This window comes from Streptomyces sp. Root1310, assembly GCF_001426425.1.
Lineage (GTDB): Bacteria > Actinomycetota > Actinomycetes > Streptomycetales > Streptomycetaceae > Streptomyces.
The window spans coordinates 2,207,267-2,227,698 of sequence record NZ_LMEQ01000001.1 but is presented as its reverse complement, the minus strand read 5'-3'; the positions used below and the strand labels follow the sequence as shown (position 1 = coordinate 2,227,698).

Annotated in this window: 20 protein-coding genes; 7 read left to right on the top strand and 13 right to left on the bottom strand. The window is 71.1% G+C overall.

Annotated features, from left to right (window positions below; translation table 11 throughout):
- Positions 1–110: 110 nt before the first annotated feature.
- Positions 111–677 carry a GNAT family N-acetyltransferase gene (locus tag ASD48_RS09680; RefSeq protein ID WP_057600921.1) on the top strand — a complete coding sequence of 189 codons (567 nt, stop codon included), beginning with the start codon at positions 111–113 and terminating at the stop codon, positions 675–677.
- On the opposite strand, the gene ASD48_RS09675 is transcribed toward ASD48_RS09680, so the two are convergent.
- The 9 genes from ASD48_RS09675 to ASD48_RS45935 all read right to left on the bottom strand — a co-directional run bounded on the left by ASD48_RS09675 (position 666) and on the right by ASD48_RS45935 (position 11,432).
- The gene (locus ASD48_RS09675; protein WP_057600920.1) at positions 666–2,255 is read right to left on the bottom strand and encodes a hypothetical protein; all 1,590 of its coding nucleotides are present in this window, start codon (positions 2,253–2,255) and stop codon (positions 666–668) included. The genes ASD48_RS09680 and ASD48_RS09675 overlap by 12 nt on opposite strands.
- A 19-nt stretch (positions 2,256–2,274) precedes the next feature.
- Positions 2,275–3,705, bottom strand: a complete 1,431-nt coding sequence (locus ASD48_RS09670; RefSeq protein ID WP_020133082.1) for an ATP-binding protein — start codon at positions 3,703–3,705, stop codon at positions 2,275–2,277.
- A 14-nt stretch (positions 3,706–3,719) separates the two neighbouring features.
- On the bottom strand, positions 3,720–5,279 hold the full coding sequence (locus tag ASD48_RS09665) for an SCO6880 family protein (protein WP_057600919.1): 1,560 nt from the start codon (positions 5,277–5,279) through the stop codon (positions 3,720–3,722).
- Entirely contained in the window at positions 5,276–6,619 is a 1,344-nt protein-coding gene (locus ASD48_RS09660) for a hypothetical protein (RefSeq protein ID WP_057600918.1), read from the bottom strand. The genes ASD48_RS09665 and ASD48_RS09660 overlap by 4 nt, the downstream gene beginning before the upstream one ends.
- Positions 6,609–7,457, bottom strand: a complete 849-nt coding sequence (locus tag ASD48_RS09655; protein WP_057600917.1) for a hypothetical protein — start codon at positions 7,455–7,457, stop codon at positions 6,609–6,611. Before ASD48_RS09655 ends, ASD48_RS09660 begins: the two co-directional genes overlap by 11 nt.
- A gap of 201 nt (positions 7,458–7,658) precedes the next feature.
- The gene (locus tag ASD48_RS09650) at positions 7,659–7,967 is read right to left on the bottom strand and encodes a hypothetical protein (protein ID WP_003991275.1); all 309 of its coding nucleotides are present in this window, start codon (positions 7,965–7,967) and stop codon (positions 7,659–7,661) included.
- A gap of 409 nt (positions 7,968–8,376) precedes the next feature.
- Positions 8,377–9,717: a S53 family peptidase gene (locus tag ASD48_RS09645; RefSeq protein ID WP_057600916.1), complete on the bottom strand. Its 1,341-nt coding sequence runs from the start codon at positions 9,715–9,717 to the stop codon at positions 8,377–8,379.
- Positions 9,718–10,044: 327 nt separating this feature from the next.
- Positions 10,045–11,301, bottom strand: a complete 1,257-nt coding sequence (locus ASD48_RS09640; protein ID WP_057600915.1) for a SpoIIE family protein phosphatase — start codon at positions 11,299–11,301, stop codon at positions 10,045–10,047.
- Positions 11,298–11,432, bottom strand: coding sequence for a hypothetical protein (locus tag ASD48_RS45935; protein WP_282438180.1), 135 nt, complete (start codon positions 11,430–11,432; stop codon positions 11,298–11,300). The genes ASD48_RS09640 and ASD48_RS45935 overlap by 4 nt, the downstream gene beginning before the upstream one ends.
- A gap of 222 nt (positions 11,433–11,654) precedes the next feature.
- Here ASD48_RS45935 and ASD48_RS09635 point away from each other — a divergent pair, with 222 nt between their 5' ends.
- Together ASD48_RS09635 and ASD48_RS09630 are read left to right on the top strand one after the other, a co-directional pair.
- Positions 11,655–12,878: a phospholipase D-like domain-containing protein gene (locus ASD48_RS09635; protein ID WP_057600914.1), complete on the top strand. Its 1,224-nt coding sequence runs from the start codon at positions 11,655–11,657 to the stop codon at positions 12,876–12,878.
- A gap of 120 nt (positions 12,879–12,998) precedes the next feature.
- Positions 12,999–13,169: a hypothetical protein gene (locus ASD48_RS09630; protein ID WP_057600913.1), complete on the top strand. Its 171-nt coding sequence runs from the start codon at positions 12,999–13,001 to the stop codon at positions 13,167–13,169.
- 119 nt (positions 13,170–13,288) lie between these two features.
- Here the strand turns inward: ASD48_RS09630 and ASD48_RS09625 are convergent, their stop codons facing one another.
- Positions 13,289–13,543 carry a hypothetical protein gene (locus ASD48_RS09625; RefSeq protein WP_057600912.1) on the bottom strand — a complete coding sequence of 85 codons (255 nt, stop codon included), beginning with the start codon at positions 13,541–13,543 and terminating at the stop codon, positions 13,289–13,291.
- Positions 13,544–13,657: 114 nt separating this feature from the next.
- Here ASD48_RS09625 and ASD48_RS09620 point away from each other — a divergent pair, with 114 nt between their 5' ends.
- The gene (locus ASD48_RS09620) at positions 13,658–14,404 is read left to right on the top strand and encodes a trypsin-like peptidase domain-containing protein (protein WP_057600911.1); all 747 of its coding nucleotides are present in this window, start codon (positions 13,658–13,660) and stop codon (positions 14,402–14,404) included.
- Between the two features lie 4 nt (positions 14,405–14,408).
- Here ASD48_RS09620 and ASD48_RS09615 read toward each other — a convergent pair whose 3' ends face one another.
- Positions 14,409–15,107, bottom strand: coding sequence for a carbonic anhydrase (locus ASD48_RS09615; protein WP_242432559.1), 699 nt, complete (start codon positions 15,105–15,107; stop codon positions 14,409–14,411).
- A 500-nt stretch (positions 15,108–15,607) separates the two neighbouring features.
- Here ASD48_RS09615 and ASD48_RS09610 point away from each other — a divergent pair, with 500 nt between their 5' ends.
- Both ASD48_RS09610 and ASD48_RS09605 read left to right on the top strand, forming a co-directional pair.
- Positions 15,608–16,615 carry a bifunctional lytic transglycosylase/C40 family peptidase gene (locus ASD48_RS09610; RefSeq protein WP_057601108.1) on the top strand — a complete coding sequence of 336 codons (1,008 nt, stop codon included), beginning with the start codon at positions 15,608–15,610 and terminating at the stop codon, positions 16,613–16,615.
- A 167-nt stretch (positions 16,616–16,782) separates the two neighbouring features.
- Entirely contained in the window at positions 16,783–17,493 is a 711-nt protein-coding gene (locus ASD48_RS09605) for a phosphatase PAP2 family protein (protein WP_057600909.1), read from the top strand.
- Between the two features lie 6 nt (positions 17,494–17,499).
- On the opposite strand, the gene ASD48_RS09600 is transcribed toward ASD48_RS09605, so the two are convergent.
- Together ASD48_RS09600 and ASD48_RS44700 are read right to left on the bottom strand one after the other, a co-directional pair.
- Positions 17,500–19,056 (bottom strand): FAD-binding oxidoreductase, encoded by a 1,557-nt coding sequence (locus tag ASD48_RS09600; protein ID WP_057600908.1) that lies wholly within the window; start codon positions 19,054–19,056, stop codon positions 17,500–17,502.
- A gap of 165 nt (positions 19,057–19,221) precedes the next feature.
- Positions 19,222–19,392, bottom strand: a complete 171-nt coding sequence (locus ASD48_RS44700; RefSeq protein WP_199875703.1) for a hypothetical protein — start codon at positions 19,390–19,392, stop codon at positions 19,222–19,224.
- Between the two features lie 142 nt (positions 19,393–19,534).
- On the opposite strand from ASD48_RS44700, the gene ASD48_RS09595 reads away from it, so the two are divergent.
- Positions 19,535–20,371: a hypothetical protein gene (locus tag ASD48_RS09595; protein ID WP_057600907.1), complete on the top strand. Its 837-nt coding sequence runs from the start codon at positions 19,535–19,537 to the stop codon at positions 20,369–20,371.
- Positions 20,372–20,432: the final 61 nt, after the last annotated feature.

Genomic DNA, 20,432 nt, shown 5'->3' with positions numbered 1-20,432 from the left:
GATGGTACTGCAGGGGGGACCCTGTGGGAGAGTAGGACACCGCCGAACAAATATTACGGGAAACCCCCGCACCTCACGGTGCGGGGGTTTTCTGCGTTACGGTGCTTTCTATGTACACGTATGAGGTTCGGGTCGTACGGGCCGAAGAATGGGCCCTGGTGAAGGACCTGCGATTGCTTGCGCTCAGGGACCCGGTGGCACATCTGGCCTTTCTGGAGACGTACGAGACCGCTGCGGCGCGGCCCGACTCCTTCTGGCAGGAGCGGGCGGCCGGGGCGTCCGAGGGGGCTGCCGCCGGCGTACGGCAGTTCGTCGCCGAGGCGGAGGACGGACAGTGGGCGGGGACGGTCACCTTGCTCCTGGAGGACGCGGGCACCGTCGACTGGGCCGGTTTCCCCGTGGAACGGCGGCAGGGGCATATCGTCGGCGTCTATGTGCGCGACGAGTGGCGCGGCGGCGGGATGACGCGGGCGCTGCTCGACGCCGCCGTCGACCGGGCGTGGGAGTGGGGGGTCGAGCGGGTGCGGCTCATCGTCCATGAGAAGAACGTGCGGGCGCAGGGGGCGTACCGCAAGGCGGGGTTCATACCCACCGGGCGGACCGTGCCGTTGGGGCAGGGGTCCGGGGAGGACGAGTACGAGTTCGCCCTCGAGCGTCCCGAGGCGTCAGACCGGTAGGTCGTGGTGCGGCCAGCGGGCCTTGGCCTGTTCGCGGGAGCGGAGCAGGGCCAGGGTGGGCAGGCCGCGGTCGGTGCCGGTGGCCAGCAGATCCGGGAGCTGGGGGATGGGGGCCACGGCCGCCACATCGTCGAGCACCAGGGACATTGGTGGGTCGAGGCGACCGGAGGATGACCGTTCGGCCATGCGCCGGCCGCGCTCGACCACGCTGGAGACGAGGGCCGTCAGGAGCGGCATCGCGCCGGGACTGGTCCTGGGGTCCTCGATTGATTCACCGAGCACATAAAGACTTCCCCCTTCGTCCACGAAGGAATCCAAGGCGAGGGCGTCAGTTCGGTTGGGAGTGCACGCCTCGCGGATGTTCACCGTGGACAGGGCGGAAAGGGCACGGGAAGTCAGTTCCTGGGCGATGTCCCGGCGTTCGGGGTGGGCGGTGAGGGCGGCTTCGAGTTCGCCCGCCGCACCCGGGGCGGCCTTCGGGTTGGTCCGGAGGGTGCGGACGGCTTCCTGGATGCCGGTGCCCTGGGACCAGCGGTGGACGTGACGGATGGTGCGGCCGTCGATGGCCGCGGCGTGCAGGTAGCTGCGCAGGAGGGTTTCGGCGGTGTCGCTGACCGCCTGGTCGAGCCGCGAGGCGGGGCGCACGGGGGCGAGGAGCGCCGTCGCGCGCGAGGCCGCGGTCTGTTTGTCCTCGCAGCCCGTGGTGGGTGACCAGTGGAGACGGGCCGGGGTGTCGCAGAGGTGGCCGGGGTCGTAGAGATGGACCGGGCCCAGTTTGGCTCGGGCGTCCTTGGTCTCCTGCCAGAGGATGGGGCTGGAGGTGAGGATGACGGCGGGGCCCTCGGCGTCCCGGACGGCCTGGATCGCCGTCGCGTGCCGGGTCTCCGGCGGTGCATAGTGCGCGGCGCCCTCGAAGCGCCGGGCCTCCCACCCGACAGCGCGTTCACCGGGCACAGCCGGGAACAGAGCGGCGACAGCGGATGCCGAGGGCTGCGGCGGCTGTTGCTGCTGCTGCGGTTGGAGTGACGGTGAGAGCGAGGCGGCGGGCGCGGCCGGCGTCGGCTGACGGGACTGCGCCGGCGTCGGTGCCGTCGGTTCGGTGTCCGTTCCGGGGCCGGCCTCGACGCGTTGGGTCGGCACCTCGTGGTGCGCCGGTGGCAGCACGGTTTCCTGAACGGACGTCCGTGCCGCCAGGTCCGCGCGCTTCCTCGCTCGTACCGCCCGCCATCGGGCGAGGGTCCCCATCACGAACACCGTGAGGACTAGCAGGATCATCACCTGGCCGATGAACAGGCCCCAGAACAGCCCGTAGCCCGAGAAGTCCGCCGCCTCCGCTTCGGGCCAGGCGCCGGGGATGTCGTGGGGTTTGGCGATGAGGTGCCGCATTGCCAGCGGGGTGCGGGTGAAGGTGACGCCCGCGGGCCAGGAGCCGTGGGCGAAGAGGGCCGCCAGGCCGGTCGCCGTCCAGACCAGCAGGGTCATGCCGAGCAGGAACGCGAGTATCCCGACCAGCAGGCCGTCGGGGATGCCTCCCTGGCCGTGGCCGGGGTCGCGGCGCAGCTCGTCTCCCGGTCTCATGGCGACCCCCTCTCCCGCGCTACGCCACCGTCGACTCGGACGAGCCGTCCAAGTCGGCCAGGTGCTGTTCCATGAAGGCCGCCGCTCGTCGTTCCTGTTCCAGTTCGGCGGCGAGCAGGGCGTCGTCGTCGGACATGGTGCGGTCGGTGGACGACTCCGTCATCGCCCGGTCGGTGAAGACGAGGGGCCGCTCCGTCTCGGTGATCAGGTGTTTCACCACCTGCACATTGCCGTTGACGTCCCAGACCGCGATGCCCGGGGTGAGGGTGGGGATGATCTCCACCGCCCATCTGGGCAGGCCGATGACCCGGCCCGTCGCCCTCGCCTCGTCCGCCTTCTGGGCGTAGATGGTCCGGGTCGACGCCATCTTCAGGATGGCCGCGGCCTCCTTCGCCGCCGCCCCGTCCACCACGTCGGACAGATGGTGGACGACCGCCACGAACGACAGGCCGAGGCGGCGGCCGAACTTCAGCAGTCGCTGGAACAGCTGGGCCACGAACGGGCTGTTGATGATGTGCCAGGCCTCCTCGACGAGGAAGATGCGCTTCTTCCGGTCGGGACGGATCCAGGTGTGCTCCAGCCAGACCCCGACGATCGCCATCAGGATCGGCATGGCGATCGAGTTGCGGTCGATGTGGGACAGATCGAACACGATCAGCGGAGCGTCCAGGTCGATGCCCACCGTCGTCGGGCCGTCGAACATGCCCCTGAGGTCACCGTCGACCAGGCGGTCCAGGACCAGTGCCACGTCCAGGCCCCAGGCCCGTACATCGTCTATGGCGACGTTCATCGCCTCCGCCGACTCCGGCTCGGGGTGGCGCAGCTGTTCGACGATGTCGGTCAGGACGGGCTGGCGCTCCACGATCGTCTCGTTGACGTAGGCGTGGGCGACCTTGAGAGCGAAGCCCGAGCGCTCGTCCAGGCCGTGGCCCATCGCCACCTCGATGATGGTGCGCAGCAGCGCGAGCTGGCCGGTCGTGGTGATCGACGGGTCCAGCGGGTTGAGGCGGATCCCGTGGTCCAGGGCGGCGGCCGGGTCCAGACGGATAGGAGTTATTCCCATCGCCTGCGCGATGAGGTTCCATTCGCCGACGCCGTCCTCGCCCTGGGCGTCCAGGACGACGACCTGCCGGTCGCGGAAGCGCAGCTGGCGCATGACGTAGGTCTTCTCCAGCGCCGACTTGCCGTTCCCGGACTCGCCGAGGACGAGCCAGTGCGGGGCGGGGAGCTGCTGGCCGTACAGCTGGAAGGGGTCGTAGATGTAGCCCTTCCCGGAGTAGACCTCGCGGCCGATGATGACGCCGGAGTCGCCGAGGCCGGGGGCGGCCGTCGGCAGGTACACCGCCTGGGCCTGGCCCGTGGAGGTGCGCACCGGCAGCCGGGTCGTCTCGACCTTGCCGAAGAGGAACGAGGTGAAGGCGTCCGTGAGGACGGACAGCGGATCCCGCATCAGCTCATCAGCCCCTACCTTCGGATTCCGGTGGCGAACGGGAGGGTGTTCACGAACGCCCGGTGGTGCTCTCGGTCGCACCACTCCAGCTTCAGGTACGACTTGCCGGCCGACGCCCTTATCGTGCGTTTGTCGCGGGCGAGGGCCTCGGGATTGCGGGAGGAGACGGTGATGTAGCCGACCAGGTTCACACCGGCCGCGCCGGACGCCAGGTCCTCGCCGCGCTGGTCCAGCCGGGAGTGGGCGGCCACGTCGCGAGGGTCGACGGTGCGGTTCATCTTGGCGGCGCGGCTGGCCTCGGCGTCGTCGTTCGTCTTCTCCGTCAGCATGCGCTCGATGGCGACCTCGGTGGGTTCGAGGTCCATGGTCACGGCGACGGTGCGGATGACGTCCGGGGTGTGGACGAGGAGCGGTGCCAGGAAGTTGACGCCGACCGGGGTCATCGGCCACTCCTTCACCCAGGCCGTGGCATGGCACCACGGGGCACGGGTCGACGACTCACGGGTCTTGGCCTGGAGGTATGTCGGCTCCATGGCGTCCAGCTCGGCCGGCCAGGCGTTGCGCTTGGTCATCGCCTGGATGTGGTCGATGGGGTGGTCCGGGTCGTACATCGAGTGGACGAGGGAGGACAGCCGGCCCTGGCCCAGGGGCTGGCGGACGCGGATGTCCGCCTCCTGGAGGCGGGAGCAGATGTCCGTCAGCTCGCGGGCCATGACCACCGCCAGGCCCGCGTCGCGGTCCAGTTTGCGGCCCGACCGGGGGCGGGCGGCGCGGGCCATGGCGTGTGCCTCGGCGGCCAGTTCGCGGGTGTAGTGCATGCAGGCGACGAGGTAGGCGCGGTGCTGCTCGCTGCTCGTGGACACCATGGACTGGAGCTGGTCGTAGGAGCGGGCCAGCCAGTCGGGGGACTTCTCGTCCCCGCGGACGGCGACGTCCTTGGCGTGGGCGTCGGGGTCGGCGGGGAGGGTGCGGGCGAGCATCTGGAGTCGGGTGACGAAGCCGTCGCCGTTCGCCACGTGCTTGAGGAGGGTGCCGAAGCGGTCGACGAGGGCCTCCTGGTCCTCGCTGTCGCGCAGGCCGACGCCCGGGCCCTCGATCTCGATGGCGGCCGTCACGGTGCGGCGGTCGGCGTGCAGGAGCACGGCGATCTCGTCGGGGCCGAAGGGGGCGGCCAGCCAGCTGATGCGGCCGATGCCCGGGGGCGGGCCGATCTCGATCTCCTGGCCGTCCAGCCGGGTGCCCGCCTCCATGACGGTCGAGCGATAGGCCGTGCCCTGGCGCAGGGTGCGCTTGTAGCTGCGGTTGATCTCGAACCACTTGTAGAACGTGCGGTGCTTGTACGGCACGTACACGGCGGCCAGCGCGATCATCGGGAAGCCGCTCAGCAGCACGATCCGCAGAGCGAGCACGGGGACGAGGAGGCCGCACATCATGCCGAGGAACGCGCCGATGACGATGAGCGCGATCTCGCCGGTCTCGCGGTTGCGGCCGACGATCGCGTTCGGCCGGGCGCGGCCGATCAGATATGTACGGCGGGGCGTGATCGCGTGGGACACGTGGGAATCAGCCGTCAACGCCCTTCACCTCCCGTGCGGTTGTTGCTGCTGTTGCGGGTGTTGCTCGCGTGCGGGGTGTTGACCGGGCTGCTCGCGCGGGGAGCGGGTGCGGCGGAGGGGACAGATCCGCCGCCCCCGTTCGGGGTGCGCGAGCTGTGCGCGGCGACTCCGCCGGACGCGGGGTTGGAGGGGCGGGCGCCCGAGGACCCGGACTGGCCGCCGTTGTTGTCCGCACGGGTGCTGTGCGCCTTGATGCCCTGGGCGACGAGGGTCGCCGGGGAGCTGATGACGGCGGCCGCCTTGCCCTCGGCGCCCTGCATGATGCGGTTGTTGCGGGAGCCCGCGATCTCGTCGCCGAAGCCGGGGACGAAGCGGTAGATCATCGCGCTGGCGAAGATCGCGAGCAGGATGATGGAGAGTCCGGAGACGACGGCGGAGAAGGCGTTCGGACCGTCGGCGGTGGACAGTGCCCCGGCGAGACCGAGCACGATCACGATGACCGGTTTGACCAGGATGACGGCGATCATGATGCCGGCCCAGCGGCGGACGTGGCTCCACAGGTTCTTGTCGACCAGGCCCGCGTAGACGACGGTGCCGAGCAGCGCGCCCACGTAGAGCAGGGCGGCCCGGATGACGAGCTCCAGCCACAGCACTCCGGCCGCGAGGATCGACACCAGGGACACCACGATCAGCATGATCGGGCCGCCGCCGATGTCCTCGCCCTTGGACAGGGCCGCGGAGAAGGTGCCGAAGAACGTGTCGGTCTGGTTGCCGGTGGTCTTCGCGAGGACGTCGGTGATGCCGTCCGTCGCGGATACGACCGTGTAGAGGATGAGGGGGGTGAAGGCGGAGGCCAGGACGGTCAGCCAGAGGAAGCCGACGGCTTCGCCGATGGCGGTGGTGAGGGGGACTCCGCGCACCGCCCTCTTGGCGACGGCCAGCAGCCACAGCAGGAGGGTCAGGACGGTCGAGGCGGCGAAGACGACGGCGTACTGCTTGAGGAACCGTTCGTTGGTGAAGTCGACGTTCGCGGTGTCCTTGACGGCCTCGCTGAGCTTGTCGACGGTCCAGGCCGCGGCGTCGGCACAGCCCTTGGCGAGGGAGGAGAGGGGGTCGAGGGTGTCGGAGACGCCGGGGTTGGTGGTGGCGCCCGAGTCCGCGTTGCCCCTCTCGCAGTACTTCTTGGCCTCGCCGGAGATGAGGCTGCAGTCCAGGCTGCCGGACGGGGACGGCGAGGAGGAGGGCGTCGGGTCCGGCGTCGGTGCCGCGAAGGCGCGGGTGGCCAGCAGGACGGCCGAGGTCTGGACCGCCGTCACGGCTCCGGCGAGCGTGAGCAGGCGGCGCGGGTTAGCGGGCATACGTGAACCCTCCGTACTCCTCGATGGCCTTGCTGATCTCGTCGGAGGTGGCGGCCTGGTCGTCGCCGGGGACGGGGGCGGGCCCGTCCTTCTGCTCGTCGCTGACGATCTTCCAGTCACCGTCGGCCCACCGGAGGTCGAAGGTCCAGGTCTTCCACGACGAGGTGACGGGGTCCGTGGAACTCGTCCCGGACATGCCGATGAGGCCCAGGTACCAGACGGCGACCTTGGCGGTGGTGGCGGAGTAGGCCTGGGGCGTGGTCCCCACGGGTACCACCCGGGAGACGAAGGTCTCGCCCTGCGGGGCGTTCCCGTCGGCGTCCAGGCCCATCTTGGCGAGGAAGTCGGTCGAGTACGCCTGGTCCATGGCGGCCTGGAGCCTGGCCGCGGCGGCGGTGGTGTAGACGGTGTCGACGAGGTCGTGCCGGCTGTCCGTCCGGAACATCCCGGTGGAGCCGAGCGCCACCGCGTAGTTGGCGGCGGCCGACTGGGCACCCTGCTGGGTGTGTGCGAACCCCGAGGGGATGCCGCCCGTCTTCGTGTCCACCGGCTTCGTGCCGGTGGCCGCCGTGCTGGTCGCGTCCGGCTTGTCGCCGGTCGCGCCGCTGGCCGAGGTGGAAGGTGAATCGTCTCCTCCACGGTTCGCGAAAGCGATCGCCGCGATGAGGAGGACGACGACGCCGACCACCGTGACCAGGCTCCGTGAGGACGATCGGCCGCCTCTGCGGGCGCCGCCGTAGGGGTCGTTCTCGGGCAGCCGGAGGCGCGTCCTGCCGTACCCGTGCCCCTCGTCGGAGCGCGCGGATTCGCCGTAGTCGTGTTCGTCGCCGGGAGTCATGCCGCGTGGGCCCCCTCGCTGCCGTACCGGGACGCGTACAAGTACGACGGTAGCCGTGCTGGTTCCCGCGCGGGCGCGGTGTGGTGACTCGACATCAGGGACATCAGGGAAACGCAACCTCAGCCGGTGGGCACGACAGGTGGGTGGGGGTGGCGGGCCGGGCGTGCCCGGACGGTGCTGGGGGTGGTGCGGAGGCCGCGGCTACACGGCCATGCCGTACACGATGGTGAACAGCGTCCCGAGGGAGCCGATGATGAAGACCCCCGTCAGCCCGGCGATGATGAGGCCCTTGCCCTGTTCCGCGCTGAAGGTGTCCCGCAGGGCGGTCGCTCCGATGCGCTGCTTGGCCGCGCCCCAGATGGCGATGCCGAGGCAGAGGAGGATGGCGACCGCCATCACGACCTCGATCATCACCTTGGCCTCGTTGCCCAGGCTGCCGAAGGGCCCCCAGTCCGGAGCGATCCCACCGATGATGGTGTTGATGTCGCCTTTGTCGGCCGCAAACAGCATGTAAGTCACCGCCCCTGATGGGTAGTTCCGCAGGTCCTCTGCGGGTGTGCAGAGGTCACGCCTCATTCTCGCCGACAAAGTCGCCGTCGTATGTCGACTTGGCGTCATTGGCGGACGGGAGTCGTACGAATAGCTCGTATGGTCACTCTGTGTATCACGGCAGGTCACGCCGGGCAATGAGGCCGGAGCGGAACCTGTGGTGTGGTTCCGTCGTTAGCCCACTTCACGGCCCTGCACCGTTTCTGACGGCTGGTCGGGTGAGCGTACGTTTCGATGTTCTCATGACGTAGCGCACACCGTGCATGACGAACGGACCGCGGCTGGATGCCGAGGCCCGTTCGCCCTTCGCCACGTGTGGCCCCCACGGCCCACGGTGGCTGTTCAGTTGTGGCTCTCGCCTGACGGCGGGTCAGCCGGTGAAGGCGTCCGTGCCCTCCGGGGTGCCGAGGCCGGTGGGGCCGTCGTAGCCGGACCTGGCGGTGCAGAGGTAGGCGGCGCCGGTGGAGCAGGTGCCGTTGCTGCCGCTGGTGACGTCGTTCAGGGCGGAGGTGCCGGCGGCCGCGTAGGGGTAGGAGGCCGGGTAGTCGCCGCTGCCCGGGGTGCCGGCGAGGGCGTAGACCGCGGCGATGACGGGCGCGGAGGCGCTGGTGCCGCCGAAGGTGTACCAGCCGGCGGTGACGCCGTAGGAGTCGTAGACCGAGACGCCGGTCGCGGGGTCGGCCACGGCCGAGACGTCGGAGACGGTGCGCTTGGCGCAGCCGGTGTCGGTCTGCCAGGCCGGCTTGGTGTCGTAGGCGGAGCAGCCGGAGCCGGTGCCCTCGGTGGAGCTGGTGTTCCAGACCTTCTCGGTCCAGCCGCGGGTCGTGGAGGACCTGGACAGGGCGGTGCCGCCGACGGATGTCACGTACCGGGAGGCGGCCGGGTATTCGGCGCCGTAGCCCTCGTCTCCCGCGCTGACGGTGATGGCGACGCCCGCGTGCTTGAAGTACGAGGTGTCGTACGACGTGTCCGAGGAGGACTCCGAGCCGCCGTAGCTGTTGGAGACGAATTTGGCGCCCAGGGCCACGGCCTCGTTCACGGCCTTGCCGAGGTTGGCCATGGAGGCGGAGGTGGCCTCGACGAGCAGGATGTCGCAGTTCGGGCAGACGGCGCTGGCCATGTCGAGGTCGAGCGACTCCTCCTCGGCCCAGCCGCTGTCGGCGCCGGGCAGGGAGGTGGTGGAGCCGCTCTGGCTCACCTTCTTGAAGCAGCCGTTGGCGACCGTGCAGGCGGGGAGGCCGTAGTACGTGCGGTACTTGGCGAGGTCGGCGGCGGCGTTGGGGTCGTCGTAGGCGTCGACGATCGCGAGGGTCTCGCCCGAGCCGTCGGCCGAGGCCGCGCCGGTCAGGCCGTAGGCGTCCTGGAGGTCGGACGGGCCGTAGCCGGTGGGGCTCGCGGCGGCGGCCTTCGGGGTGACCCCGGGCGTCTCGCCGGTCTCGGCGGCGCGTTCCTTCTGGAAGGCCGTGGTGCCGCCGGTCACGCGGAAGGAGTTACAGGCCAGGTCGCCCTGGTGCTTGGGGGTGGCGCAGGGGGTGGCCGCCCAAGTGACCTTGGCGGGCGTGGTGTTGGCGGGGGTGGTGGGTGCCGCGCTCGCGTGGGCCGCGGTGCCGAGTCCGGCGAGCACGAGGGCGGCGGTGCCGAGGGCCGAGGCGCCGATGCGGCGCCATCTGCCGGATATGGGGGAGGAGTCGGGGGAAGTCGTCGTACGCAACGGACAGCTCCTGAAGGTGGGGTGACAGGGGCGGTGCGGGTGGGGGGTGGTGTGTGTCACCGGTGTGTGGTTCCCGGTGGCGGGCGGCGGCCCGCGGACGACTGTTCTCTTGTTGAGTACGCGACAACAAGAAGGCTGGCGGAATCCTGACTTCCGCAATACTGAAGGGGGTTCGGGGATTGCTGGTCAATGGCGGGCGGATGGTGCGGCGATGGCCGGCGCTTGACCTCGGGCGGGCCGGCGCTCTGGCGGCCGGGCCGGGGGGACTTCGGGGACTGCGGGGACTACGAGGGCTGCGAGGGCTGCGAGGACTGCTGCAGGGTCGCCTCAGGGCCGGGGCACGCTGATGGCGAGGACGGCCGTGTCGTCGTCGACGCCGGTGCCGAAGGTGTCGAGCAGTTCACGGATCGCGGCGACGGCGTCGGTCGCGGTGGTGGGCGCGAGGGCGTGGACGAAGTCGAGGAGCGCCTCGTCCCCGTAGCGGTCGTCGTCGCTGTTCGCGGCCGTATGGGCCTCGGTGAGGCCGTCGGTGTGGAGCAGCAGCGTGTCGCCCGCCTCGAGGTGGACGGTGGTGGTGGCGATATGGGCGTCGGGCAGGACGCCGATGAGCTGTCCGCCGGGGGTGTCCAGCTGGGCGACGCTTCCGTCCGCCCGCAGGAGCAGGGCCGGGGGGTGGCCGCCGCCGGCCAGGGTGATACGGAAGCCGCCGTGATCGGTGTCGGGGGTGAGCAGCCCGAAGACGACGGTGCAGAAACGGGGGTCGTCACCGTTGTACTCGTGGTTGAGGACGGTGTTGAGGTTGGTCAGGACGGCGGCCGGTTCAGGGTCGTAGACCGCTGCGGCACGCAGCGTGTAGCGGGCCAGGGAGGTGACGGCCGCGGCCCCGGCGCCCTTGCCGCACACGTCGCCCAGGAACAGACCCCAGGTCCCCGCGGCGAGCGGGAAGAGGTCGTAGAAGTCGCCGCCGACCTTGTCGGGGGAGGCGATGTGGTAGTGCGCGGCCACGTCCAGTCCGGGCACGCTCACCAGCGCCGGAGGCAGCAGCGTCCGCTGGAGGGTGGCGTTGAGGCGCATGAGCTCCGCGCGTTCGTCCTCCGCCTGCTGCCGGGCGCGCAGCAGTTCGGTCTCGTAGGCGCGCCGGTCACGGGCGTCGAAGACGGTGGTGCGGATCAGCAGCGGCTGCCCGTCGCCGCCGGTCTTGACCGTGGAGGTGACCAGCACGGGCAGTCGGCTGCCGTCGGCCGCCTCGAGTTCCAGGGCGATCCCGCTGATCTCGCCCTGCATGCGCAGCAGCGGGCCGAAGTGGGTCTCGTGGTAGATACGGCCCCCCACGGTCAGCAGGTCGGAGAACGTCCTGCGGCCCACCAGGTCGTCGCGGGCGTGGCCGAGCCAGTCCAGCAGGGTCGCGTTGATCTTCGCGATCGTGCCGTCCGGCAGGGTGGAGAGGAAGCCGCACGGCGCGTGCTCGTACAGGTCCTCGACGCTGTCCTCCAGCAGCGCGGAGAACGCCGCCTGGTCGTCTCCGGGCCGCTCCTCGGGCGGCGGGTGTCCGCCGCGCGCGCCGTGGCCGGTCCCGCCCGTCATCGTGCGGCGGTGACGCAGTGGGCGATCGTGGCAGCCGCTTCCTCCGGTGCGGCGGCCCGGCGGCGGTGGGCGGTCGCGTCCCGGCGGGCCGGCCGGCCTCCGCTCCGCACGGTCGTACGACGCGCAGTCATACGACACATTCTCGCAGAGCGTTTCCGGTACGGCCGGTGTCGGCGCAGGCGCCGTGCCCACGTCAGGCGTACGGAACATCGCCGCGGGTATAGGGGGTGGTCGGGCGGACGTCGCTCCCACCGGGTGGGTCGTGGTGCGGGCGTACGGACCGCTCGCCGCGCCCCGTGCCGGACCGGGCAGTGCGGCTCCCTTGTCCTCGGAGAGTGCCGGCAGGTGACGTCATGACCAGTACGCAGGACCGGCCCGAGCTGATCGCCCCCGCTGCCGACGCGTCGGCACCGGAGCGGGTGCAGGAGCGCGTCGCGCGGATACGCCGTCGCCTGGAGCGGCTCATCGGCATCGCGGCCACCGAGGGCAACTCGCTCACCGCCCTGCGCAACGGGGACGAGATCTTTCCGGCGATGCTGGCGGCCATCCGGTCCGCCGAGCACACCGTGGACATGATGACGTTCGTGTACTGGCGCGGGGACATCGCCCGCGAGTTCGCGCGGGCGCTGGCCGACCGGGCCGAGGCGGGGGTGCGGGTGCGGCTGCTGCTGGACGGGTTCGGCAGCCGGCTGATCGAGAAGGAGCTGCTGGAGGAGATGGAGCGGGCCGGGGTGCAGGTGGCCTGGTTCCGCAGACCCGTGACCCTGTCGCCCCTCAAGCAGAACCACCGCTGCCACCGCAAGGTCCTCGTCGTGGACGAGCGGGCGGCGTTCACCGGCGGTGTCGGTATCGCCGAGGAGTGGTGCGGCAACGCCCGCAACGAGCGCGAATGGCGTGACACCCATGTCGAGGTGCGCGGGCCGGCCGTGGACGGCATCGCCGCCGCCTTCGCGCAGAACTGGGCCGAATGCCACGACGAGCTCTTCGACGGCCGCGACCGGTTCGTCCCGCACCGCCCGCAGGGCGACGCGGTGGTGCAGGTGGTCCGTGGATCGGCCAGCTTCGGCTGGCAGGACATGCAGACCCTGATCCGGGTGATGCTGGAGTCCGCCGAGGACCGCTTCCGGCTGGCCACCGCCTACTTCTCACCGGACGTCTTCTTCATCGAACTCCTGTGCGCCACCGCGCGGCGGGGTGTGGAGGTGGAGATCCTGCTGCCCGGTCCGTACACCGACAAGCGGGTCTGCCAGCTGGCCGGTCAGCACTTCTACGAGGACCTCACCGCCTGTGGCGTGAAGATCTACCAGTACCAGCCGACGATGATGCACGCCAAGGTCATCACCGTCGACGGCGTCGCCGCGCTGGTGGGCTCGACCAACTTCAACCGCCGGTCCCTCGACCACGACGAGGAGATCATGCTCGCCGTGCTGGACCAGGAGTTCACGGCCACGCTCGACGGCCACTTCGACGACGACCTGAAGGCCGCCGCGCTGATCCGGGAGGGCCGCTGGAAGCGGCGCTCCGTGCTCCAGCGGGCGCGAGAGGTCGCCGTCCTGCCCATCCGCCGTTTTCTGTGAGTCCGGCCGGCCGCTTTTCGGGGCGATCCGTATTCCCGGGAATCCCGCACATATACATGGAAGATTTGAGGGCGTGAAGGGGATTTCGCGGGGCACTTGAATCAGCGGAGGTTGATAATCATGGTTCCCCTGCTTCTTGTTCTGCTTCTCGCGCTCATCCTTTTCGGTGCCGGCTTCGCCCTCAAGGCCCTGTGGTGGATCGCCGTCATCGTGCTGGCGGTCTGGCTGGTGGGCTTCGTGGTCCGGCCCGCCGGACACGGTGGCCGGAAGGGCCGCTGGTACCGCTGGTAAACACATCACCTGTAGGAAGGGCTCCGTCGGCCATGGCCCACGGGGCCCTTCGGTATCCCCCTCGCTATACCGCCGATACCCATCGGTATACCGCGGATCCCGCTCGGTATACCGCCGCGCTATTCGGTCCGGTCGTTTTCCAGTACACCCTCGACGAAGTGGTCGAATTCTCCTGCCTGGACGCCCAGTACGAACGCGTCCCACTTTCTGCGGTTCGTCGTGACGACGTTCTCCGGGTCACTGGTCTCTCGGAGATAGACGGGAGCCTCACCGTCGTCTCCCTCGCCGAAGGCGATCTCGATCCAGGGGCCGGGCCCGGTCGCGTCCGGCGGGGCCGCGCGGGTCCAGATGAGGTCGCAGGGGATGTCAGCCACCCGCCCACCGTATCCCCGCCCGGTGGAAAGGTGCCGTGGGTGGAGTGCGGGTAGCGTCGTAGGAGAACCATGCGTCTGACGTTTCTCTCACCTTCGTGGGACACAGTGAACCCGATGAAGCGAAACGCCCTGCTCGGTGCGGTCGTCCTGCTGGCCGTCACCTCGGCCTCCGAGGCGGCCGCCGACGGTGGACCCGGGCCCCTGGGGGTCACGGCCGTCGCTGCGGTCACGGCGCAGTCGGAGCGGGTCGGCGCGCTGTTCGACGCCGCCGATGCCGACGCGGGCAGGCTCGCCGGGGAGCACTTCTGCACCGCCTCCGTGGTGCACAGTCCGCACCGCGACCTCATCGTCACCGCCGCGCACTGCCTCGGCGGGCCGGGCGAGCCGGTCTTCGCCCCCGGGTACCGGGACGGCAGGGCCCCCTACGGGATCTGGCGGGTCGAGCGGGTCTTCCTGCCCGACGGGTGGGCGCGGGGGGAGGACGAGGACAGCGACGTGGCCTTCGCCGTCCTCGGCGAGCGGGGCGGCGAGCACATCGAGGACGTGGTCGGCGGCAACCGGTTCGCGACGCGTACCACCACCGGGGCGACGGCCGTGACCGTCACCGGCTACCCCGACTCCCTGGAGGTGCCGGTCCGCTGCACGAACCGGCCCACCGCCCACAACTCCACCCAGCAGCGCATCGACTGCCCCGACCTCACCGGCGGAACCAGCGGCAGCCCCTGGGTGAACGGCGACGGTGAGGTGGTCGGCGTCCTCGGCGGGCACGAACAGGGCGGGGCGACGTCCGACACCTCGTACAGCGTGGTGCTGGGGCCGGAGGCCGCCGAGCTCTACCGGGACGCGGTCTCCGCGCCCTGAGGCGTCACGCGACGCGGTGGACGAGCTGGGTGGTCAGCTCGTAGCGCGCTCCGACGACGGCCAGCTCGCCGGCGGCGATCCTCGCCGCCAGGTCGGGCTCGGCGGCGAGGAGGGAGCGGACGCCTCGTACGTTGGCGTCGATGGTCGAGTCGACGCGGGCGTCGCCCTCCTTCGTCCGGTCGATGTACGGGGTGATCCGGTCGGCCAGGTACTGGATGTGCCGGGGCAGACCCGTGCCGGCGAGGTCCGCCTGGACGGCCGCCTTCACGGCGCCGCACGACTGGTGGCCGAGGACCACCACCAGAGGTATGTCCAGCTCGAGCACGCCGTAGGCGACGCTGCCGAGCACGGCCTCGTCCAGGACCTCGCCCGCGCTCCGGACCGTCATCAGATCGCCCAGCCCCTGGTCGAAGACCAGCTCGGGCGGCACCCGGGAGTCGATGCAGCCGAGGACGAGGGCGAAGGGCTGCTGACCGGCCGTCAGGCTCCGCCGGACAGCCGGTGTCTCGTCCGGGTGCCGCTCGCGGAAGGTGCGCCAGCGGCGGTTGCCGGCCGCCAGTTCCCGCAGGGCCGCCTCGGCCGTGCCGGGGCGGGGCGTGGTGCGGGGACCGCCGTCCGGCGTGGCCGTGGCGGCGGACGCGGGGGCGGTGGTGAGGGCCGCGCCGCCCAGGGCGACGGCCCCGGCCAGGCCACCGCGCAGCAGGGCGCGGCGGGCGGTGGTGGGGGAGCTGGGGGAGCTGGGGGAGGTGGGGGAGGTGGGGGAGGTGTCTTCGGTGGTCACGGGGTGGAACGTATGTCCGAGCCCGAAGCCGGGTGCCCGCGTTGCCCGATCATGGTGGTGGTTGGGCGATCCGAGGCCGTTCGATGGTGGTCGCTTGAGCCGCCCCACAGCCGTTCTTTACGCGACGGTGCGGCCCGGTGGTGCAGCCCGGCGGTGCGGCCCGGTGGTGCGGCCCGGTGGTGCGGCCCGGCGGTGACGCGCGGGGAAGCCGGGTCCGACTCCCTGTACTGACCGGATGAGGTGCCCTGTTCGACGCGTAACCCCCTTGCGGAAACAGGGAGTCGAGGCAGGGCGTGTGAAGCGCGGGACGCGGGGCCGCCACGTGCGGTTTCTCCTTGTTCGTGATCACCCCGCGGGACGGGAGCCGCCTCTACACTGTCGGGGGCGGACTTCCGGGCGGACTCCTGGGCGGCGAGGGGCGGTTGACGGTGCGTAAGACATGGATCCTGGCGACCGCCGCCGTCAGCGCCGGTGCCGCCTTCATGATGGCGCTCGTCGTCGGGGTGTACCTCGTCGGCGGGAGCGCCACCAGCGGCGTGGGCGGTGCGGGCAGAGCACTGGCCAAGGGAGCCGTGCCCGCCGCCTACCGGACGCTCGTGGAGAAGTGGGGCAATCTGTGCTCCGCCATCAACCCCGCGCTGCTCGCGGCCCAGCTCTACCAGGAGAGCGGGTTCAACCCGAGGGCGCAGAGCGCCGCCGCCGCCCAGGGGATAGCGCAGTTCATCCCGGGCACCTGGGCCACGCACGGCATCGACGGCGACGGAGACGGCGACCGCGACGTCTGGGACCCGAATGACGCGATTCCGTCGGCCGCGTCCTACGACTGCCAGCTCGCCTCGTACGTGAAGGACGTCCCCGGGGACGCCACGCACAACATGCTCGCCTCGTACAACGCGGGCGCCTACGCGGTCATCAAGTACGGGGGCGTACCGCCGTACAAGGAGACCCGGAACTATGTGAAGACGATCACGACACTGGCGGAGTCCTTCGCAGCGCCCGTCAGCCGGGTGGATCCGTCCGAGCAGGCCGCGGGCGCCATCTACTTCGCTCAGAAGAAGCTCGGCACGCCCTACCTCTGGGGTGGCAACGGCACCGCTGACCAGGGAGGACGGTTCGACTGCTCCGGGCTGTCCAAGGCCGCCTATGAGAGTGTCGGGATCACGCTGCCACGGGTCGCCAACGACCAGTACAACGCGGGGCCGCATCCGCAGCGCGGCGAGCTGCTGCCGGGGGACCTGGTGTTCTTCTCCACCGACCCGAACAACTCGCGGGCCATCCACCACGTGGGGATCTACGTGGGAGGTGGGTACATGATCAACGCGCCCTACACCGGGGCCGTCATCCGGTTCGACCCCATCGACACGGCCGAGTACTTCGGGGCCACCCGCGTCACCGAAGATGGCGCGAAAGCGCTGCCCACGACTGTCTGAAGGGCCCTCGCACCCGGCCCCTGAGCTGCGGGGATCCATCTCTGTTCGATAACGTCTGAGTGATCATTCAGTGGAGAGTGGAACGTATCAACCGGGGCCGTGCGTTCCTGTTGGACGGGCGCATGTGAGGTGCGCCGGGCAGAACACGACGAAGGGGCCGCAGCACCATGGCTGGACTCGCCGAATCCGGGTCGAACCCCGACGTCGACCTCCTCTATGACATCAACGGGCTCGCGAAGGACGCTCCGCACTGGCTCGACCGGACCGTCGAGTTCGTGGGCGAGTACGGGCTGCTGCTCGCCATGGCGCTGCTGATCGTGTGGTGCTGGTGGGGAGTCCGCCGGCGGCCCGGCGGGGCCGAGGAGGCCGCGTCCTCCGTCGCCGCCCTGATCTGGGCGCCGCTCGCCGCCGGTATCGCCGTACTGGTGAACGTGCCCATACGGGGATTCGTGGAACGGCCCCGGCCCTTCCTGGACCACGAGGGGCTGGAGGTGCTCGTCTCCGGAAAGACCGACTACTCCTTCGTGAGCGACCACGCCACCCTCACGATGGCCATGGCCGTCGGGCTGTTCGTCGCCCACCGCAGGCTCGGGCTCGTCGGGATAGGGATCGCCCTGCTCGAAGGGTTCTGCCGGATCTTCATGGGGGTGCACTATCCGACGGACGTCGTCGGCGGGTTCGCGCTCGGCACCGCGGTGACCCTGCTGCTCTCGCCCGTCGCCTCCATGCTGCTCACCCCGGTGCTGAAGGCCGTCGACCGGTCGCCCCGGGTCGGATGGGTCGTGCGCGGCCGGGCCGCCCGGGTCGGTCAGCGGGACGGCTTCATCCCCGGCGCGCGGCCCGAGGTCGCCGCCGAGGAGCGGGACCTCGCGGCCTAGGGCGCGTCAGAGAGCTTGCGGGTAGCTGAAGAAGCCGTTCGGGTCGTACTGCTTCTTCAGCCGGGTCAGGCGCGGCAGCGCGTCGCCGTAGTACGCCTTGCGCCAGTTCGTGAGCGTCGGGTCCGCGTAGTTCTGGTAGGCCGCCCCCGAGGCGTACGGGGCCATCGCCTTGTGCGCCGTGTTCAGCCAGGACTGGGCCGCCGTCCCCGCCGTGCCGGCCCGCCACGCCCCGATGTACTGCGCCAGCATGCGCGAGCGGCGGTGGACGAACGCCGTGGCCGTCGGCGAGACCCGGTTCACCGCGCCGCCCAGCGCGGTGAGGGCGATGCTGCCCGAGCCGCCCTGCACGGACTTCATCTGCCGCAGGAGGGTCTGGATGCCCGCCGCGGAGAGCGATACGTCGAAGAAGTCGGAGCGGGCCGCGTACGTCTCGCGGCCCAGCGCGCCCTGCGGGGAGCGGCCCGGCGTCGAACCCGGCAGATGGCACTGGGCGTCGGAGGAGAACGACGAGCAGCCCGCGTAGATCTCCATCGCCGTCTCGTAGGAACGGCGGCGGAGGGAGACGTTCGTCGCGGGGGCGCCCACCCGGTCCGCGAGGCGGTCGACGGCGTTCTGGAGCTGGCCGTAGGTGCCGATGCAGAACGCGGCGACGGAGATGGTGGGGGTGCCGCCGGTCGCGTTCGCCAGGTGCAGGGAGGACCAGATCTCGTCGGGCTGGGAGGGGCCCCACTCCTGCCAGGCCTTCACCACCGCGGCCGCCTTCGACCAGGGCCAGGTGAGGTAGCCCGTCACCGCCTGGGGCGCGGGGTGGGTCCTGAACTCCAGCTCCGTGACGACGCCGAAGTTGCCGTTGCCGGCTCCGCGCAGGGCCCAGAACAGGTCCTTGTTCGTCGTCGCGTCGGCGGTGAGCTGCTTGCCGTCCGCGGTGATGATCGTGGCCCGGGTGAGGCTGTCGCAGGTCAGGCCGTAGGCGCGGGAGACGACGCCGTGGCCGCCGCCCAGCACCAGGCCGGAGACACCGACCGTCGGACAGGAGCCCGCCGGGATCGTCACGCCCTTCGCGGCGAGCGCCCGGTAGACGTCGATCAGCTTCGAACCCGCGCCGACCACGGCCGAAGTGCCGCTCGCCCGGACCCGGTTCAGCTTGGAGACGTCGACGATCAGCCGGCCGTCGCCCGAGGACCAGCCGCCGTAGGAGTGGCCGCCGTTGCGGATCGCGGCCTTGATCTTGTGGGCGCGGGCGTACGCCAGAACCGTACGGATGTCGTCGGCGTGCGCGACGTACGCCACCGCGGCCGGCTTGAGGTTGTCGAAGCGGGTGTTGTAGAGCTGGCGGGCCGCGGCCCAGGAGGCCTCGCCGGGGCGGACCAGGGTGCCGTCCAGGTCGCGGGCGAGCGCGGCCCAGTTGGCGGGGGCGGCGACGCTGGTCGTGGTCAGGGGGGTCGTGGTGGTGTCCCCGGTGGCCGGGGCGGAGCCGCCCGCACCGCCGCTGTTCGCCTTGCACGCGGTCGCTGCCGCCGCGACGGCGGCCGTGCCGCCCGCGATGAACGTACGCCGTTCCATGTTCTTGCGCCTTCCCTCGGCCGCCTGTCGGCATGCTGCGCCTTCACGGAGCGAGACGGGGTCGTGGGACCACGGGTTCCAGCGGGGTCCGGCGGTGACGGAACGGTGACGTCAGCCGGCCGGACGGTCCGTTTCGTGGCTGACCGGACGACAGGTGCCGGCCGGTCAGCCGCCCGTGTGCAGCTCCCCGTCCGTTCTCGCCATGCTTCTCGCCCTGCGGGCCGGGCCGCGCCAGCCGCAGGTGCAGCGGGCGAGGCAGAACCTGCCCTGTTCGACGGTCGTGGTGCTGTGGTCCCCCTCGGTGCGGGGGTGGGGCGATCCGTCCTGCTGCGTCACAAGGACAACGTTACCCAGGATCGGTAGTCGACCCGCATGGCGGTCGCAGACCTTCGGACCGGCGTGACGGCGGCACCTACCCGTCGTTATCCGAAACGACAGGAAGTCCGTGAAGGACGTACCGGTTGGGGGTGCACAGGCCATGGCGGAGCGGCGGCGCGGGCTGGTGGGCGCGATGGTCCTTTCGGGGCTCGTGGCGGGGGTCTGTGCGGGGGCGGCCGGGTGTTCCGCAGGCGGGGCCGCCGCGGAGGACGGCCGTGCGGCCGATCCCGTCGCGACCTTGCACCGGGCCGCCGACGCCCTCGTCGCGGCGGGCACGTCGAAGGCCCGTACGTCGATGGAGATGGCCACCGGCGGGACCCGGGTGACCATCCGGGGCCAGGGCGTGTACGACTACCGCAAGCAGCGCGGTGAGCTGAAGGTGCTGCTGCCGCAGGATCCGGCCGGGACCAGTGAGCACCGCCCCATCACCGAACTCCTCGCGCCCGGAGCCCTGTTCATGAAGAACCGGGGGGCGGGGGTGCCGGACGACAAGTGGGTGCGGGTGGAGACGGCGACCCTGTCCGACGGGAACCTCGTGACCGGCGGGGCCACCGATCCGTTCGCCGCCGCCGAGGTGCTGCGCGGGACGCGCACGGCGACGTACGTGGGGAGGACCGAGGTGGCCGGGACCGCGGTGCGGCACTACCGCGGGACGGCCGATCTGGCGGTGGCCGCGGCCGACGCCTCGGCGGGCGGCCGGGATGCGCTGCGCGCGGCGGCGAAAGGGTTCGCCACGGCGCGGGTGCCGTTCGATGTCTACCTCGACGACGCGGGGCGCATCCGCAAGGTCCGGCACCGGTTCAGCTTTGTGAACGGGCAGCAGAAGGAGGCCGTCGCGGTGGCCTCCACGACGCTGCTGTACGACTTCGGGGCGCCCGTCGAGGTGCGGCTGCCGGCCGCCGACGACATCTACGCGGGGCGGATCGCGGAGGAATGAGCCCGCGCCGGTGCGGCACGGGCTTGCGCCGGCGCGGTGTGAGCCTGCGCGGTGTGAGCCT